General features: G+C 39.3%; 15 protein-coding genes and 1 riboswitch. Of the genes, 8 read left to right on the forward strand and 7 right to left on the reverse strand.

Going from position 1 to position 17730, the window contains the following annotated elements:
- Positions 1 to 18: 18 nt before the first annotated feature.
- Positions 19 to 206: riboswitch (TPP riboswitch) on the reverse strand.
- A gap of 491 nt (positions 207 to 697) precedes the next feature.
- Positions 698 to 1228: an ATP-binding protein gene (locus FHT21_RS15840; RefSeq protein ID WP_167295752.1), complete on the reverse strand. Its 531-nt coding sequence runs from the start codon at positions 1226 to 1228 to the stop codon at positions 698 to 700.
- A 436-nt stretch (positions 1229 to 1664) separates the two neighbouring features.
- Between FHT21_RS15840 and FHT21_RS15845 the strand changes: the two genes are divergently transcribed.
- The 4 genes from FHT21_RS15845 (at position 1665) to FHT21_RS15860 (ending at position 6563) form a co-directional block, all read left to right on the forward strand.
- Positions 1665 to 1982, forward strand: a complete 318-nt coding sequence (locus FHT21_RS15845; RefSeq protein ID WP_131526389.1) for a carboxypeptidase regulatory-like domain-containing protein — start codon at positions 1665 to 1667, stop codon at positions 1980 to 1982.
- Positions 1983 to 2188: 206 nt separating this feature from the next.
- Positions 2189 to 5026, forward strand: coding sequence for a carbamoyl-phosphate synthase large subunit (gene carB, locus FHT21_RS15850; protein ID WP_167295753.1), 2838 nt, complete (start codon positions 2189 to 2191; stop codon positions 5024 to 5026).
- Between the two features lie 63 nt (positions 5027 to 5089).
- Positions 5090 to 5950, forward strand: a complete 861-nt coding sequence (locus FHT21_RS15855) for a sigma-70 family RNA polymerase sigma factor (protein WP_167295754.1) — start codon at positions 5090 to 5092, stop codon at positions 5948 to 5950.
- A 46-nt stretch (positions 5951 to 5996) separates the two neighbouring features.
- Positions 5997 to 6563 carry a carboxymuconolactone decarboxylase family protein gene (locus FHT21_RS15860; RefSeq protein ID WP_208398970.1) on the forward strand — a complete coding sequence of 189 codons (567 nt, stop codon included), beginning with the start codon at positions 5997 to 5999 and terminating at the stop codon, positions 6561 to 6563.
- 113 nt (positions 6564 to 6676) lie between these two features.
- On the opposite strand, the gene FHT21_RS15865 is transcribed toward FHT21_RS15860, so the two are convergent.
- The 3 genes from FHT21_RS15865 to FHT21_RS15875 form a co-directional block, all read right to left on the reverse strand.
- Entirely contained in the window at positions 6677 to 7984 is a 1308-nt protein-coding gene (locus FHT21_RS15865; RefSeq protein ID WP_167295755.1) for a M20/M25/M40 family metallo-hydrolase, read from the reverse strand.
- An 18-nt stretch (positions 7985 to 8002) separates the two neighbouring features.
- Entirely contained in the window at positions 8003 to 9835 is a 1833-nt protein-coding gene (locus tag FHT21_RS15870) for a PDZ domain-containing protein (protein ID WP_167295756.1), read from the reverse strand.
- 141 nt (positions 9836 to 9976) lie between these two features.
- Positions 9977 to 11104, reverse strand: a complete 1128-nt coding sequence (locus FHT21_RS15875) for a DUF4407 domain-containing protein (RefSeq protein WP_167295757.1) — start codon at positions 11102 to 11104, stop codon at positions 9977 to 9979.
- A gap of 129 nt (positions 11105 to 11233) precedes the next feature.
- On the opposite strand from FHT21_RS15875, the gene FHT21_RS15880 reads away from it, so the two are divergent.
- Both FHT21_RS15880 and FHT21_RS15885 read left to right on the forward strand, forming a co-directional pair.
- Positions 11234 to 11551 (forward strand): rhodanese-like domain-containing protein, encoded by a 318-nt coding sequence (locus FHT21_RS15880; RefSeq protein WP_029277953.1) that lies wholly within the window; start codon positions 11234 to 11236, stop codon positions 11549 to 11551.
- Positions 11552 to 11638: 87 nt separating this feature from the next.
- Positions 11639 to 11860, forward strand: a complete 222-nt coding sequence (locus FHT21_RS15885) for a DUF6358 family protein (RefSeq protein WP_208398971.1) — start codon at positions 11639 to 11641, stop codon at positions 11858 to 11860.
- On the opposite strand, the gene FHT21_RS15890 is transcribed toward FHT21_RS15885, so the two are convergent.
- Positions 11838 to 12869, reverse strand: a complete 1032-nt coding sequence (locus FHT21_RS15890) for a dipeptide epimerase (RefSeq protein WP_167295758.1) — start codon at positions 12867 to 12869, stop codon at positions 11838 to 11840. The genes FHT21_RS15885 and FHT21_RS15890 overlap by 23 nt on opposite strands.
- 79 nt (positions 12870 to 12948) lie before the next feature.
- Here FHT21_RS15890 and FHT21_RS15895 point away from each other — a divergent pair, with 79 nt between their 5' ends.
- Positions 12949 to 14085 (forward strand): hypothetical protein, encoded by a 1137-nt coding sequence (locus FHT21_RS15895; protein ID WP_167295759.1) that lies wholly within the window; start codon positions 12949 to 12951, stop codon positions 14083 to 14085.
- A gap of 162 nt (positions 14086 to 14247) precedes the next feature.
- Complete coding sequence (locus tag FHT21_RS15900; protein WP_167295760.1) at positions 14248 to 15231, forward strand: hypothetical protein; 984 nt, start codon at positions 14248 to 14250, stop codon at positions 15229 to 15231.
- A gap of 117 nt (positions 15232 to 15348) precedes the next feature.
- Here FHT21_RS15900 and FHT21_RS15905 read toward each other — a convergent pair whose 3' ends face one another.
- Positions 15349 to 15963, reverse strand: coding sequence for a rhomboid family intramembrane serine protease (locus FHT21_RS15905; protein WP_190326933.1), 615 nt, complete (start codon positions 15961 to 15963; stop codon positions 15349 to 15351).
- 5 nt (positions 15964 to 15968) lie between these two features.
- On the reverse strand, positions 15969 to 17708 hold the full coding sequence (locus FHT21_RS15910; RefSeq protein WP_167295761.1) for a M14 family zinc carboxypeptidase: 1740 nt from the start codon (positions 17706 to 17708) through the stop codon (positions 15969 to 15971).
- Positions 17709 to 17730 lie beyond the last annotated feature (22 nt).

Here is a 17730-nt window from a genome sequence, read left to right on the forward strand (position 1 = left end):
CATTGCCGATTTTCAGTTAAACTTCCATAACTCCAATCCCTACGCCGGCATTACCCGGATCAGGTGCATGGTCTTTAAATTCCAATGATCAAAATTCAATTTTCAGACGTTTGGAAATTGAGTATTTTGATTTGATTATTCAAAGCCAATGGGTATGATCTCAGCCTGTTTTTGTGTTATTTAAACAAGGCACCCCTAATGATGGTGCAAATGTAGAAAATTTTAAGCAATTCGAGTGTTTTTTGATACTTTCTGGGTTAAATCTCTAAAAACTGATTGCGCAAATGGTGAATTTTGTACCTTTTAGGTTTAGAAAACGAAGGTTCTGTGCCCTGAAGCAAACCGCTGTACCTAAACCCGACAGCAGCGGACACGGAGTGCAACGAAGTAAAGCGGATGGCAGGGCTACAGCACCTATGAAATACTAACCTTTCATTTCCTAAAAAGAAAAACATTTTATTATTAGTTGGAAATGAGCGGTTCTATGCTTTTGGCTTTTTCAGCCCCGCTTTCTGGTACGAGTTCCGATGAAGGATCGGAAGCGCTTCCCGACAATCGGGTTTATTTGACAAAATTTGGCGCCCTGAAGCAAACCGCTGTTAATTAAACCCGCCGGTTGCCAAAAGCTACTAACAATCGTCTCCAAACCAAAAAAACTTAATTTAATGAAAGAATGCCACTTTTCCTTATTCCTGAATTACAGGGTCAAAAAATCATCAATAGCCTTAATTGCATTCGCTACCCTTTCATCGCCCAAACCGCCAATTACTTTGTAATTCGCATTTAAGGTGCGGAGTTCTTTATGCCAAACCTCCATAAAATACTCTCGTTTCTCCGGAAAATCGCGCAGCGGATCGTCCTGCCATGGTAAATCGATATCCATCAACAAGTACAGATCGTACGGCCGTTTCGGCAAGGCATCTAACACAATCTCTGGTGTTTCGCCAAGCACTTCATCGCTCCATATCTTTACGGTAATAAAAGTGGTATCGCAAATAATAAAATCGCTTCCGGTGGTTACTAAAACTGCATCCTCTAAAGCGACCTGACCATAGTACATATTCACTTCATCTTGTAGGGTATAATCGGCAACCAGGTTTTCGCAATAGTAACGGGCATACTCTGGCACCCACGAAACTTTATAGTATTTTGCCAGCAATTGAGATATAGTAGATTTTCCCGTACTTTCCGGACCAACAATAGCAATCTTTTTAATATTTTTATTCACGATACGTTTTCTTGAATACTGTCAAATGTAAAAGAAAAAGCCTTAAAAGAAAAAATCCGGTTGAGGAGGGCTCCTCTAACCGGATAATAAACCAAACAAACTATTTATGAAGAAATCCTCATGGCGGGTAACTAATCCGCGGAGGAAGCTTTAGATCATTGTCTAAAGTATATACAAAACGCATATATGTTCTGCTTATTACAACATTATTGCCAATATTTCGATCATCACAACTTCGTGACTTAATTCTGACTCACAGCACCACTTTTACGAAATTCTTTTAACAATAATTAACATTTACAATAAAATCGTACATTTAATTTTTACATCCGTGTATAATTTATAGTACAATCAGAAAAATAGTGTTCATTATTTAAAACTATTTGTACTAAATGCTGTTACTTATTTAAGACATCAACAACTAAAACGTTATACTATGAAAAAGTTATGTGTTGTATTATCCCTTCTTATTGTGTTTGCTTTAGGTTCTATTGCCTTTACAAATATTAAACTAGGGGGAATAATAGGGAAAATTACACCAGGCGATGCGGCTTCTGCTGTTTCACTTGTAGCTGCGACAGACACGCTAAAAGCGCAGATTAATCAAGGTGTTTTTACTTTTACTAACCTTAAAGAAGGCGTTTATACCGTTGTGGTAAAAGCCAATGCACCATATAAAGATGCCGTAATAGAAAAGGTTGCCGTAAAAGATAGCGCGACTACAGATTTAGGCGAAATTAAATTACAACAGTAGCTTATTTCTCAGAAGAAAAATCTAAAAAGAGCGCCTAAATCGTGCTCTTTTTTATTTTAAAAAAAACGCCCCAAAATCGGGCTAAAGATGTATCTTTGCATCCCGACAGAACAGTTGGGATTTTCCTTCTAAAAGCAAAAAACCTTCTTGCTTCTTCACCTTCGGGTTCAACACTTTAGAATTTTAATTATTGTTTAAGCTTTATCATGCCTAAAGACACTTCCATCCGCTCAGTACTGATTATCGGATCTGGACCAATTATTATTGGCCAAGCCTGTGAATTTGATTACTCGGGTTCGCAAGCGGCACTTTCTTTAAAAGAAGAAGGGATTACCGTTTCCATCATCAACTCCAATCCGGCTACTATTATGACGGACAAGGTTATCGGCGACCATGTTTACCTGCGCCCGCTAACTGTTGATTCAATAGAGGCTATTTTACAAGAGCATATCGACTCTGCAGATTTACCTAGAATTGATGCTGTACTTCCTACAATGGGAGGCCAAACCGCACTAAACCTATGTAAAGAAGCTGAAGAGCGTGGTGTTTGGGAAAAATACGGTGTAAAAGTGGTTGGTGTAGACGTTGCTGCAATTGAAAAAACCGAAAACCGTGAAGCTTTCCGCCAATTAATGGTTGATATAGGTGTAGGTGTTGCAGAATCGAGAATTGCCAACTCATTTTTAGAAGGTAAAGAAGCTGCACAAGAAATTGGTTACCCATTGGTAATCCGCCCTTCATATACTTTAGGTGGCTCTGGTGGTGGTTTCGTACACAAAAAAGAAGAATTCGATGCCGCTTTAAAGCGTGGCTTAGAAGCTTCGCCAACCCACGAAGTTTTGGTAGAGAAAGCGGTTTTAGGCTGGAAAGAATACGAGTTAGAGTTGTTGAGAGATAGCAATGATAACGTAATCATCATCTGTTCGATCGAAAACTTCGATCCGATGGGTATCCACACAGGAGACTCGATCACTGTTGCCCCAGCAATGACCCTATCTGATCGTTGTTACCAGGAAATGCGTAACCAGGCGATCAAAATGATGCGTGCAATCGGCAACTTCGCCGGTGGTTGTAACGTTCAGTTTTCGGTTAACCCGGTAGACGATGAAATTATCGCCATCGAAATTAACCCGCGTGTGTCACGTTCATCAGCTTTGGCAAGTAAAGCAACCGGTTATCCAATTGCAAAAATTGCGGCTAAACTGGCCATCGGTTACAACCTGGATGAAATTGAAAATCAGATTACCAAAACCACTTCAGCATATTTCGAACCTACTTTAGATTATGTAATTGTTAAAGTACCTCGCTGGAACTTCGATAAATTTAAAGGCGCGAACAAAGAGCTTGGCCTGCAGATGAAATCGGTTGGTGAGGTAATGGCAATTGGCCGTACTTTTATCGAAGCATTACAAAAAGCTTGTCAGAGTTTAGAGATCAACCGCGCTGGCCTAGGCGCAGATGGCAGACAGGTGCGCAATATAGAAGAGATTATGGACGGTTTGGAGCATGCTTCGTGGAACCGTTTATTCTTAATAAAAGATGCCATGGCAATGGGTGTACCTTTGGAGTCGATCCGTAAGGTAACCAAAATTGACAAATGGTTCTTAAACCAGATTCAGGAGCTTGTATTGCTTGAAACTGAATTGAAAAGATACTCTTTAAACAATATCCCTCAGGATTTCTTCGTAACCCTTAAACAAAAAGGCTTCTCTGATATCCAGATTGCCTGGTTGTTAGGCAATGTTACTGAAGATGAAGTTTACGATCGCCGTAAAGCTTTAGGCATAAACAGGGTATATAAAATGGTTGATACCTGCGCTGCGGAGTTCCCGGCAAAAACGCCATACTATTACTCTACTTTCGAAGAGGAAAATGAATCTGTTCCATCCGACAGGAAAAAGGTAATTGTATTGGGTTCAGGCCCTAACCGTATTGGCCAGGGCATCGAATTCGATTACTCTTGCGTACACGGCTTATTGGCCGCCAAAGAATCAGGTTTCGAAGCCATCATGATTAACTGTAATCCTGAAACGGTTTCAACAGACTTTAACATGGCCGATAAATTATATTTCGAGCCGGTTTTCTGGGAACATGTTCGCGAAATTATCGATTTAGAAAAACCTGAAGGTGTAATTGTTCAGCTGGGTGGACAAACAGCCTTGAAAATGGCTGAAAAACTAACCGAAAAAGGCATCAAAATTATCGGAACATCTTTCGAGAACATGGACATTGCCGAAGACCGCGGCCGTTTCTCAGACTTACTGAAAGATTTAGATATTCCTTATCCAAAATATGGTGTTGCAGAAAATGCCGAAGAAGCAATTGTTGTAGCAAACGAAGTAGGTTACCCAGTGTTGGTTCGTCCGAGTTATGTATTGGGTGGACAGGGCATGAGCATTGTAATTAACGATGAAGACCTGGAAAAAGCAGTAGTAAAATTATTGGGCGATTTACCGGGCAACCGTGTATTGATCGATCACTTTTTAGATAGGGCAGAAGAGGCCGAATCTGATTCGATTTCTGATGGTGAGGATGTGCACATTGTAGGCATGATGGAACACATCGAGCCGGCAGGTATCCATTCAGGAGATTCATTTGCCGTATTGCCTACATTCAGCTTATCAGAAACGGTAACTAAAGCAATGGAAGAGTACTCGATCAAAATTGCTAAAGCATTAGATGTACGTGGTTTATTAAACATTCAGTTCGCCATTAAGGATGAGAAAGTTTATGTAATCGAGGCGAACCCTAGGGCATCCCGTACGGTTCCTTTCATTGCAAAAGCTTACGATGTTCCATACATTAATATCGCAGCTAAAATTATGCTGGGTGTAGCGAAGCTGAAAGATTTTACGATCGTTCGTAAACTTAAAGGTTATGCCATTAAAGAACCGGTTTTCTCTTACGAGAAATTCCCGGAGGTAGCGAAAGAATTAGGACCTGAAATGAAATCTACAGGTGAGGCCATCCGTTTCATCAAAGATTTAGAAGATCCATACTTCCGCAAGCTTTACAAAGATAAATCGATGTATTTGAGTAAATAATAATAACGAAGTTAGATGTGTTAGGTTACACTAACACATCTAACTTTAACAACTGTATTTAGAATGAGCTTTGATAAATTGATATTTTCAATAGCCTATGATATGACAGGTGATTATGAAACGTCAAAAGACGTAGTTCAGGATATTAACTTAAAATTTTTAGAAAGCCCAATTGCTGAAATTGTTGCAGACAAAAGAAATTATGTCATTAGAACGACCATAAATCATTGTTTAAACTTAAAAAAAAGAGAGCAGCGATTAGCATATACCGGATCTTGGCTGCCTGAGCCAATTGTATCGGGCCGGGAACAAACCATCCACCATTCTAAATTTGAAGAACATAATTCGCTCTGTTACGAGCTGATTTTTTTATTGGAACAACTTTCGCTAACCGAAAGGGCAGTTTTTGTATTAAGGGAAGCATTTGATTTTGATCATAAAGAAATTGCAGAAGCAATAAATATTTCATCAGCCAATTCCAGGCAGCTTTTCAAGAGGGCAAAAGAAAAAGTCGCAAACCTCAAACACAATTCTATTTCAGATGCTACATCAATCGCGGTAGCCAAAAAATTTGTTTCTCTTATCAGTAATGGAGAGATAGAAGAATTGATTGCTATTTTTAACGATAATATTTCTATTATCGGCGATGGCGGCGGCAAAGCCCCGGCAATAGCAAAACCAATTTTCGGAAAACAAGCAGTTGCACAGTTTATGGTAAAACTTTTCAGCAACAAAAACTACTCACCAACATTTTCTTTTACCGAAATTTTATCTCAACCGGCTATCGTCATTTATATCAATGGAGAAATAATCTGCGTACAGGTATTATCGCTCCAGGAAAATAAAATCTCCCAGGTTTTTGCAGTTATAAATCCTGATAAACTTACGCATTTCGATAACGATTTTAAATTCGTTGTCACATAACTGAAGGGCTGATTGTTTTATACTGTAAATACTAAAAAAAACAGATATGAACATTACACAACCATTTCTTCAACCGATCGAAAATCCAAAAGGATTGATGATGAGAATTGTATATTTCCTTACCCGGAGGCAGCTTGGCAAAGTAATAACCCCCGTAAAAGTGTTTTCGGCAAGACTACCGGCAGCTTTCGGCATGTTAGGCGGAAAAATATATCAATTGGATAAAAAGCTGAAATTATCAAAAGAATTGCGATTACTGATCAGACAGCGGGTAGCCCATATTAACATCTGCGAATTCTGTATAGACACCGGCAGGTTTATTGCTATTAAAGAAGCCATGAATGAAGCCAAATTTGACGCCTTAGGGGAGTATAAAACAAATCCGCAATTCAGCGATGCAGAAAGAGCTGCTCTAGATTATGTAACTGAACTTGCAAAGGATAAGAAAGTAAATCCCGAAACCTTTTCAAAAATGGCAACATACTATTCTGAAAGGGAAATCTGCGAAATCGTTTTTCTCGTGGCAAGCGAACATTTATCCAATATCACAAACATTGGCCTGAATATACATTCAGATATGCTTTGTGATATCAGTAAAAGAAAGGCAAATTAGCACAGCCTTTCTTTAGCAAACCTTGCAGGTTAATTCAGGCTTAAAGTTGTTTTTAAATTGCCTCGTTGAGGGCTTACGCCATTTAAAAACCTGCAAGGTTTGTTTAACCGTTTTTATTTCTTCAACTTCGGAATCCTCGTTGGTGTATCCGTTCCGTTTACAATGGTAATTGCACTCTTTGCGATTGCTTTGATGGTAGAAAGGATATTTTCTACGTCTAAAGAACTGTATTCGTCTTTCACACTGTGGTACAATTTATCGATATCAATTTTATCGGTACTAATGGTGTGTGCCGGAACGCCCAAAGCAGCTAAAGTTGCATTATCACTTCTATAAAATAAGTTTTGATCTGGGTATGGATCTGGATGGAAAGTAAATTCAGTCCCGGCTAAATTTTTCTGCAAAATCTTCCCAAAATCAGATCTTTCATAACCTGTAATAAATGCGGTATTCTTGCCAAATTTCGAATCCTTACCAATCATTTCGATATTAAACATGGCTACTACATCATCAGGATTTAGTTTTTCAGAGAAATATTTTGCACCGAAACCACCGATTTCTTCTGCAGTAAATGCAACAAAGATTAAAGTACGTGCGTTGTTTTTCTGCGCTTTATAATACTTAGCCAGTGCAATCATAGCGGTTGTACCCGAAGCATCATCATCTGCACCATTGGCTATGCTATCGCCATCAACACTTTTTAAAAAGCCTAAATGATCGTAATGGCCAGAGAAAACCACAATTTCTTTCGCTTTTGATTTGCCTGGAATTACACCTGCCACATTAAATAAAGGCATTTTATCTACCTTGCTTTTAAATGTTGCCGAAAAATCTGTTGCAGCATCTTTACCCAAAACAAAAACCTGCACAGCGCTAGTAGTTGCTTTAATGTCTTTCTCATCAACGGTTGCCGGTTTACCGAAGTAACTTCTATAGCGGTTAAACAGATCGGTAAATTTACTGTCAACCAAAACAATCTGGTTTTTTCCGGCACCCATCATTGCCCTTAGCTGGGGCACGAATGCCTTTTCAGGATCTAATTTAACAACAGTGGTGTTCGACTTATCGAGCGTAACACTTTCTGAAGTTACACCCGAAACGATTAAATTTTCTGGGGCAACTTCCTGTCCATCTATTTTAACGCTTGTACTTTGATTGGTAACCTGGTATTTGTTAAAGGTTTGACGGAAAGTTTTCTCTCCAGCTAGTGGCTGTAAGCCGATTTTCTTAAATTCAGATTCGATAAACGTAGCTGCTTTATCAATACCCGGCGTAAAGGTTGCCCGCCCCTGCATATCATCAGCACTTAAGGTTTTAATCAGGTGATCGGTGTATTCACGGGTAATGATTTTATCTATGTTTTGCGCTTTAAGCTGCATGCTTGCCATCCCGACAAGGGTTAAAAAGAATATTTTCTTCATATAATAAGTATTTTAATGTTATTTAGATTTTACCTGCGATGTTAGCCATTTATCTCTAAAAGTCTGCATGGCCGGTGTTAAATTCTCCCCTGTTTTTTCAATGGGAACAATTTCTAAAGCTGGATCTTCTATCAAGGTTAATTGAGCGGTTTTCTGTGCTCCACGGTAAAGATAAGTAACCTTCAGCACATCGCCGGGTTTGTGGGCATCAGTAACGGCAGTAACCTCAGCTATATCTTTTAATGCTACACCATCTATGGTTAGCAATACATTATTAACATCTAAGCCCGCCAGATAGGCTGGCGTACCCATCAGCGTTTGCCCTAAAATCAGTTTCCCATCCAAAAGGTTAATTTTGCCAAAGCCAGCAAAAGCTTTACCAGGATTTGCTTTACGCAGAACAAGGCCTGCATTTAAAAGTAGTTTGGCATAATCGTTCTTTTCGGTACCGTAAATATATTTTTTAAAGAAATCGGCAGCAAAAGCGGGACCTTTAGTCAGCATTGCGAGGGTTTTCTCTAAATCAGGAACAGTATAGGCTATTTCTGGCTTGCCGTAAGCTTTCCAAAGCGCACGCATATAATCATCAAGGCTGAGTTTAAATTCAGTTCTTAAACGAAGATCTAAAGCTAAAGCTGTTGCAGCGCCATAGATATAATAAGAGGTGAAAATATTATCTTTATTGGTCTGATCGATAGCCACACCAGCATCGGCAAACACAGCATATCTACTGGCCTCAATAGGCGAAAAGTTTTTTGCACCTGGCGAGCGTAAAACAGTATTTACCAGTCCGTTAAAAGTCTGTATGGCATTGTCGGTAGTTTTTAAACCAGCCCTGGTTAATAGCAGATTGCCATAATATTGGGTAAAGCCTTCAGCCAGCCAAAGTTCATCACTCATATTGGCATGTTCAAAATTGAAGGGTTCTAAGGTTTTTGGCCTTAAACGCTCTACATTCCAACTATGGAAATATTCGTGCGAAAAAGTACCCAGGAGGCTAGACTCATAACCCTCTATTTTAGGCGTACGTTGTACAATAGAGGTAGAGTTTCTGTGCTCCATTCCGTCGCCTGCGTTCTCCGGATATACGTCATCCAGAAAATAATAATTACCATAATCGTACGTGGGGAATTCGCCCCAAACGGCAAAATGCTCATCAACCATTTTTTTAAGCATCTCCGCATAATTATCGATGGTTTTCTGATCATCGTTAGCATGCGTAATTAAATGGATGGTCTGAACCTTACCATCGGTATTTTTAACCTGCCAGCTTGCCGTTTTATAATTGGCAATTTCGGTAGGACTATCCATAAAATATTGAAGATTTGGCGCAAAATAGGCACCATTGGCCATTGGCTTAAGCTGTGTGGCCACTTTCCAGTCCGGTTTTTCGGCATAATTGAATTTCACCAATCGTGGTCTGTTATCCATACCTACCGGAAAAGCAAAAGTTGCCGGAATATTCATGTGTGCATGTGTTTCGTCGAAACCGGCGTAGGTTCCGTCAATCCAATTTCCAAAAAGCGTATAAGCTACTTTTACACTGCTGCCGTGGCTAGGGATTTCATAAACATCTCCGGCAGATTGTTTAATGGCCAACTGTTTTCCTGATGCATCGAATGCTTTCAGGTGATACACATTTTTTCCAAACTCATGTGTAGCATACCTACCTGGAGAAGACCTGCTCATTCTAACCTTTAAGGTACCTGCTGGAACATTGGGGATAAACATGCTGATTTCAGCTTCATGATGGATAGCATTTGGAAAGGAAACCGTATAACTGATCTCATTTTGGGCAAAAGCCTGAAACGATAGTAGACCAAATGCTACTGCACCTAAAAATTTCTTCATAAAATCGGGATTATAAGGGCAATTTAGGAAAAATGTAAGATGTAATTGTGTAAAATGTAGGATGGCTATTGGTTTAAGTGCTTAAGCCCTGATCTGTGAACCATCTGACCATTTACTCCATCTTCTCTTTTACACTTCTTCTTATCCCTCACTGTCCCAATCGTGTTTTTCGAGGTCGCGGTAAGCTTTGCCTTTTATAATTTCTTTCTTCTTTGACGACTCGGAATCGACTCTCGTTTCGTGAATATTATCGGCCACTTCAAAATGGAAATCCTTATCCTTTTTCGAATGATATATCGATACCTCATCTCCATCCGCTATAGCATAGTCATAAGGTCCGCGTGCACTCATCAATTTTACAAACACAGGTAAACATTCAAAAAAGATAAACAGCAGCCCGATAAAAGTAACCGCAATTGCCGTATTGTTATCCCGAGTGCCATCTACATTAAATTTAAGTTGCCCCAATGCCCAGTTGCGATCGGCAAAACCAGCAATATCCGATAAACTGTCTAACTGTTTCTTAGTGTACAGCTTTTCGGTAAACAGGCCATCAAATTCTTTGCGCTTATCTACAAAAGCTTCTGATTTATTGATACTACCTTTTAGCGAGTCTAATTCTGCTGTGCGTTGTGCAATTTCGGCTTCCTTGCGTTTGGCATATGGCCCATAACCCATTACACCCGATGTTTCGGTGGTTTTGTTTCCGAAAATCTCGAAATTAAGCTTCTGTCTATCTGCTTTAATTCCTTTTTCAAGCGAATCCCGTGTGGCTTTCTGTTGATTTAACCTGCCAAATTCTACCTGGTATTTTTTCTCGAAGGCTTTGTTCAGGGTATCAATTTTAGCACGCTGGCCATTTAGGTAACTCACCTTTAGGCGTTCTTTAATTTCTTTATCGAAAATTTTAAGCTCTATCGGTCTCGAAATTACCATACCGATCATAATGGCCAACAGAATACGCGGCGTAGCCTGTAATAATTGTTTATTGGTACTGGCACTTTTGTTAATGCTCGATACGATATAGCGGTCCATATTAAAGATGGCCGCGCCCCATAAAAAGCCGAAAACAATGGCAAAAATTACCGCCAGATCATCTCCCTTAAACACAAAATACATGGCATACCCCCCAGAAAGGGCTGCAAATAAGCCTGTAAAAAAGATGGTGGCACCAATGCCAGTATATTTATTTTGTTCTGAAGGATACTTTTCCAGTGTCGGGATGTGAGCGCCAGAGCAAAACCAAAAGAAACGGTTCAGTTTGTCCATTTGTAACTATTTATAATTAAACGCCTAAGGGTTAAAGTTGTTACAGTTTCGCACAAAATTTTATGGCATTTTTTTGATGGGGAGCGTAAAGTTGATTTTCCTATATTTGCATAAATACATTTAATAAAAATGAAAGAAATATCGGTACAAGAACTAAAAGAGAAAATCGATAACAAAGAAGATTTTCAATTGATTGATGTTCGTGAAACATTCGAATACGAGGTTTCCAATCTTGAAGGGGAGAATATCCCTTTGGGTGGAATTTTAATTGAGGCTGATAAGGTTGCGAAAGATAAGCCGGTAATTATTCAGTGCCGCAGTGGAAAAAGAAGCGCAGCAGCAGTAATGCAATTGGAACAACAATACGGATTTGACAATCTTTATAACTTAAAAGGCGGTATTTTAGCTTGGCAAGAAGCTTTTGATCCAAGCATGCCAGTTTACTAATGATAGAATGAGTGAATTTTGAATGAGTAAAGTTATTATCGCTTATTCAAAATTCATTCTCTCATTCAACAATCTAATCATTCAAAATTGTCTAATCCAAATCCTTCTATTGTGGGTAAAAAATTCGCTTTAAATATCTTCTACAACTTAGCCATTATCCTTTCTATTTTCGGATTGGTGTGGTGTTATAACAATGCTAAATATCTTCCAGCTGGTTTTTTGGTAGGCACAACGGCTTGTTTGTTCTACTTTAAGTATCAACTTACCAAAGACATCAGAAAAAGCTTTAAAGAAAAAGATCAGAAGTAACACCTGTTAAGCCTAAACCTGGCAGATCTTTTAAAATATACTTGCCGTTTTCGAAAGCGGGATCGGTAAAAGGGTTATTCTTGGTAAGCCATGGCCCATCCAAATCTGCCCAATTACATAAAGGAGCTAAAGCAGCCGCGGCCAAAGTGGCGCAACTGGTTTCGCTCATACAACCGATCAGCACTTTCATCCCAAAAGAACGGGCTTTCAAAATCATCTGATGCCCTTCGTACATGCCACAGCTTTTCATCAGTTTTACGTTAATGCCATGATAGGCGCCTTTCAGTTTGTCCATGTCGGCTAAACGCTGTACGGCTTCGTCAGCCAATAAAGGAATCGGACTGCGTTCGGTTAACCAGGCGTTTCCATCGAGGTTATTTTTATCCATAGGCTGCTCGATTAACACCACGCCCTGGTTATGCAGCCAATAAATTAAATCAATCGCTTTAATTTTATCTGCCCAACCCTGGTTCGCATCCACATATAAGGGTACACTGGTCATGCTCCTAATGGTTTCGATAATTTCCTGATCGTTATCCCTCCCCAGTTTAACTTTGACCACTTTAAAAGCCTCGGCATCTTTCAGTTTCTCGCGGATGACCTCGGGCGTATCAATCCCAATGGTATAAGAAGTTACCGGCATTTTAGCCGGGTCTGCACCGTAAATTTCATAACAAGGTTTATTTAACAGTTTCCCCTGAATATCGTTAAGGGCAATGTCTATAGCCGCTTTAATGGCTGGTTGGCCCCATGCTAGGCTATCCAAGTAGGTAATAATTTCTTTGAAATCGAATGGATATTGGATTTTATCCCAATCTACAAGGTTAAGAAAAGCTGTCGCGCTTTCGTAGCTCTCGCCCATATAAGGCACCATAGAGGCCTCACCATAACCTATTACACCCTCATGTTCTATCTTTAATAACATTAAAGGGGTGCTGGTACGGGTAAATTTCGAAATCGAAAAAGGATGTTTTAATTCTAATTCAAATTGCCTGCAACTAATTTTCATTATCAATCGTCTTCTAAATAAATAAGGTAATTATCGCTTTACAAATTATCTTTGTTTTATTAACGCAACTACCACTGCCATGAAAAACAATTCAAGATTACGGTATTTTATTTATTTATCCTTAATAATTATTGGGGGATGTACCACAGGAAAAAAAGCCTTACAAAAAGGTGATTATGATGCTTCGGTTGCTAAGGCAGTAAGCAGGCTGCAAAACTCGCCCAAAAATAGCGAAGCCATGGAGGTGCTGAAAACGGCATATGATTTAGCGCTGCAAGACCATTTGCGAAAAATTGAAGAGGCTAAAATGTCTAACGATTTATTCAGGTGGGAATCGGTGATGTACGATTATCAAAAAATCAATCAATTGGCCGATGATATTAATAGCTGTCCTGCCTGTTTAACCATTGTTCCAAAGCCTTCAAAGTACATCAATGAACTTGCTGATAGTAAGTATAATGCCGCTGAAGCACGATATAATTCGGGCCTAGGTTATTTAAGAGAAAATAACCGCCAATCGGCAAAAAAAGCCTATTACGAGTTCGAGAAAACACAAAATCTTCAGGCCAATTATAAAGATGTTAAGGCTAAAATGAACGATGCCTATTGGGCAGCAGTAACCAGGGTTGTGGTGCAGCCAATTATAGTAAACAGTGGCATGTATAAATTAAGCGCCGATTATTTTCAGCAGCAGATCGATCAGTTTATTGGAAATTACTCGAGAAATAAGTTTGTAATTTTTTATGGCGAGGCCCAGGCTACCGATCAAAAAATTGTTCCCGATCAGGTATTGAGCTTAAATTTTGATGATTTTGTGGTGGGCCAAACCTATGTAAAAGAAAGGGTAGAAAAGTTAAAACGCGATAGTGTAGTAATCGGTGAAACCCGAGATAAAAAACCTGTTTACGGTACTGTAAAGGCCACCTTAAGTATTTTTGAAAAGAATATATCATCATCTGGATTATTGGATATGAGCATTACCGACTGGAATACAAAAAAGCTGGTGCATCAACAAAAATTCCCTGGAACCTATGTTTGGCGTGATAGCTGGGCCAGTTATAAAGGCGATGATAGGGCCCTAAGCAAACAACAATTGGCCATTACCAGAAGGAGGGAACAATTGCCTCCACCACCAAGTGCTTTATTTTTAGAATTTACCAAACCCATTTACAACCAATTGGTTGAAGATATAAGCTATTATTATAATAATTACTAAATACCTCACCCTGTTTAAGGAACTGCTTTACACAAACCTGTGCATCCCTCTCTTGTAGGAGAGGGAAACGGTGGACATTGCTACACTACCGCCGCTAACAGGGTGAGGTGGTTGTAATCCCTGCGTTAAAATAAATTATCGGTGCAAAGCCCTAAAAATATAATGGCTAATATTGCAGTAATGAATACTGGCTTATACAATCCTTTCCAAAACTTCGATTTTTTATACAAAATCTGCTTCTTAAGTGGCAAAACCTTTCATTCGCCTGTTGTGCAGGTTCCCTTAATTCCAAAATGGTTATTGGAACAGGCGGGTTTAAGCGGCGAAGAGCAGATCCAGTTTTTGGATGAGACTATCCGCTCGTATAACACTTTGGTTATTCCGGTAAACACCGAGGTAAATGAACAGTTTTTAAATCCCCTGGAAGCTAAGATCGAAGCGGCCTTTGCTAAAGGTTATGATGCCGTTTCTACATTACCGGAACTGGATCTTTTTAACTGGATAGGCAAGTTTTTATATGGCTTTGTCTACATCGAAATGCATTCGGCTTTGCGCAAAGAAATGACTGCTGAGGGTTTAAATATGTCGCAATCGTTGATGATGAAATTTGCCAATCTGAATTTCATGATGCAGAATCTTTACACCAGCCTGGAGTTTGAAGATTTTTCGCCATGGTCTATCACGGTAGTGAAATTAGAAAACGGAGAAACACCATTCAGTTTCCGAGATGAGATCAACACCTTAACCTTCTCTTTAAAAATGAAAGATTTTGGTATCATCGCCTGTTTACAGGATAACGGCACCAATAAACGTTACCATCAGGATATCATCAACGAAATAAAAGGAAAAGCTTTAACCGCCGAACAGTTTGAAGAGCTGAGCGCCCGTTTTTATTATTCTGCCTATCTGTTTAACCGTCTGCCCGAATATACTTTTATGCCTGTAGAAGGAACCACTTATATCGAGGCTATGCCTTTACGCGGAAACATGACCAAACCGCTTTTCGATGTTTGGCAAAATAAGGTATATGCACAGGTACTGGAAAATTTCTGGAAACCCTGGGGATATGTGGTATTCGAGATTATTAAAAATCCTGATGAGCCAATGAGTTTCTTCGAGAAGCCTTTTTTGCCAAATGCGGGGTAATCTCTTCTGTATTTCGTCATACCCAGCTTAACTGGGTATCTTAAAGCGGAAAAAACATACAGCATTTTTCATTAGGATTCCCGTATTCACAGGAATGACGATTCTTTATCATGAATACTATCGCCCTCCAGTTAACATCGCAATAAAGTTCTGTAAAATACCAGGAACAAAAATGATTGTAAAAATCAATCCGGTTAAGGCGCCGAAAAAGTGTGCATCGTGGTTGATATGATCTCTGGAATTGCGGGAAGCATAAGCACAATAAATTAAATACAAAATCCCAAAAACTACAGCAGGAATCCCGATTGGGATAAACATGATGTAAATTTTAGACATTGGATTAAACAGAATATAGCTAAAAAGCACCGCACTAATCGCTCCTGAAGCACCGAGGCTATTGTAGTTAAAATGATCTTTATGTTTAATCACGGTAGGTAGATCACTCAGCACCAACCCTAGAAAATAAAGTAATCCAAACTGCCAGCTCCCCATTAATCTTTCCAGCGTAAAGGCAAAAGCATAGAAAGTAAACATATTAAAAAATAGGTGCATCCAATCGGCATGAACCAGTCCGCTCGTAATTAATGTATATACATTCTGTCCTTTCGAAACACTAAAGGGATGCAGCATAAACTTTCCATAAAGCGAATGATCATAGAAAGCATAAAGGCTGGTAATAATGGTAAAAACGAAAATTAAGGATGCAACCGGTGCGATATTGAAGTATTCCATTGTGGCTATTTTAAATCAAGTTTTACGTCTGTAATCAAACGTGCTACCGGATATCTATTGTGTGTTTTTTCGTAATAATCAGAATTTTTATACACAAAATCAAGTTGTGCAGCTGCATTCTTCGCAAATTCGGTGTCTGAAGCTTTTTTTGCTTCCAGTTTACTTTTTAGTTCAGGGTTATTTTTTAACAGTTCTGTAGCTGTATCTTCAAAAACATAAGCTGAATAATGCTCTTTCATATCCAGAATAGAATCGAAAAAATTCCAGTTGAAGTAAGAATCAGTAGCCTGAGGTTCTAATGTTTCCACAATATACCGGTTACTCGGCTGGTTAACATATATCACAAAATCACCTGCATAATATTGCAGGTTTTGCTTAACTGCATTCACTTTTACGCCCGAGTGCAGGTAATGCCCTTCATACGGGCGAGTCCCGGTTTTAAAATCGCCGATATAATAACTTTCTACCGCAATTTTCTGATTGGCCTTAAGCTCGCTGATTTTAACATTGTTCAGTTTAAGCAAGGCAATTACACGCTCCCAGGCTTTGGGAATGATGTAGGCAACCGGTTTTTGAACGGAAACTGCGGGCTCGAACTTATTCCATTCTTTAATGGTTTTGGTGTAGGGTTTATTGCGGTCATAATATAAACGATCAGCGCCGCTTACCATGCTTGGTTTTTGTCCTGCCTCGAAACCTTTAAAGGTCAGATCGTTTACCATGGTTTTATCCAGTTTCCATTCTAAAGGAAATTCTTTTTGCGCAGCTACAAATCCGTCGGCCTTTCGCTTATTCTCTCCAATAATTTTTGCATCTCGTTCTACAACCTCAATATAGGTTTGCAAAAGCTTATAAGTGGCATCCACACGCAGATCATACGATTTCAACATATGAGTTTCGGGCATAAAACCGATGGTGTTGTGCAGCGTGGTATAACCAGTGGAGTAACGGGGCGATTCGATAAAGCCTGTTATCCCGGTTTCTGGAGTTTCGCCTATTGAGTTTACATAAGGAATCATTGGATAACCCAGTTTTTCCATACCGGAATATAAATCAGGCACCAAAGTTTTGGTTAAATAATCAGAAAGGATTGGGTTTAGCTTATCTTTTTGCGTCGGGATAAGCGTCATCACATATTGATAATCGGCACCATTGCTGGTATGGGTATCTACAAATATTTCGGGTTGCCAGGTATTAAAAATAAGTTGAAATGTTGCTGAATTTTTCGAATCGGTTTTAATGAAATCACGGTTCAGATCCAGGTTTTTACCATTTCCCCTAAAACCATAGGCAACCGGGTCATTCTGGTTCGCTCTCGAAGTTCCGCTACGGTTAAAACTGCCATCTATGTTGTAGAGTGGAATGATGCATATCACCACATCTTTTGGCAGTTTACCAGCTTTAAGCAGATCGCGGGCCAGCATCATCGATGCATCTATACCCTCTGGTTCGCCTGGATGAATCCCATTATTGATCAATAAGATTCTTTTATTTTGCTTTCTGATCTGTGCTGGATCGAAAACCTGATCTCGTGATAAAACCAATAGGTGTAAAGGTTTTCCAAAATCTGTATCCCCGTAGGTTAATAGTTTGGCTTCGGGGTAAGTTTTAGCCAGGTTTTCGTAATAAGATATTGCTTCAGTATAAGTTGCGGTTTCGGTTTTTCCGCTTAATTCGAAGGGTGTTTTTTGTGCGATAGCTTTTAGCCTCATTGATAGCAAACACAACACAAAGAGTTTTCTCATGCCTTAAAGCTAAGAAATGAAA

Source organism: Pedobacter sp. SG908, assembly GCF_011759615.1.
In the GTDB taxonomy this organism is placed as follows: Bacteria; Bacteroidota; Bacteroidia; order Sphingobacteriales; family Sphingobacteriaceae; genus Pedobacter; species Pedobacter riviphilus.

Coding starts and splice junctions, on each gene's coding strand:
- carB (WP_167295753.1), top strand. CDS start 2,189: ATGCCTAAAGACACTTCCATCCGCTCAGTACTGATTATCGGATCTGGA.
- FHT21_RS15910 (WP_167295761.1), bottom strand. CDS start 17,708: ATGAGAAAACTCTTTGTGTTGTGTTTGCTATCAATGAGGCTAAAAGCT.
- FHT21_RS15890 (WP_167295758.1), bottom strand. CDS start 12,869: ATGAAAATTAGTTGCAGGCAATTTGAATTAGAATTAAAACATCCTTTT.
- FHT21_RS15880 (WP_029277953.1), top strand. CDS start 11,234: ATGAAAGAAATATCGGTACAAGAACTAAAAGAGAAAATCGATAACAAA.
- FHT21_RS15845 (WP_131526389.1), top strand. CDS start 1,665: ATGAAAAAGTTATGTGTTGTATTATCCCTTCTTATTGTGTTTGCTTTA.
- FHT21_RS15895 (WP_167295759.1), top strand. CDS start 12,949: ATGAAAAACAATTCAAGATTACGGTATTTTATTTATTTATCCTTAATA.
- FHT21_RS15905 (WP_190326933.1), bottom strand. CDS start 15,963: ATGGAATACTTCAATATCGCACCGGTTGCATCCTTAATTTTCGTTTTT.
- FHT21_RS15855 (WP_167295754.1), top strand. CDS start 5,090: ATGAGCTTTGATAAATTGATATTTTCAATAGCCTATGATATGACAGGT.
- FHT21_RS15875 (WP_167295757.1), bottom strand. CDS start 11,104: ATGGACAAACTGAACCGTTTCTTTTGGTTTTGCTCTGGCGCTCACATC.
- FHT21_RS15860 (WP_208398970.1), top strand. CDS start 5,997: ATGAACATTACACAACCATTTCTTCAACCGATCGAAAATCCAAAAGGA.
- FHT21_RS15900 (WP_167295760.1), top strand. CDS start 14,248: ATGGCTAATATTGCAGTAATGAATACTGGCTTATACAATCCTTTCCAA.
- FHT21_RS15865 (WP_167295755.1), bottom strand. CDS start 7,984: ATGAAGAAAATATTCTTTTTAACCCTTGTCGGGATGGCAAGCATGCAG.
- FHT21_RS15870 (WP_167295756.1), bottom strand. CDS start 9,835: ATGAAGAAATTTTTAGGTGCAGTAGCATTTGGTCTACTATCGTTTCAG.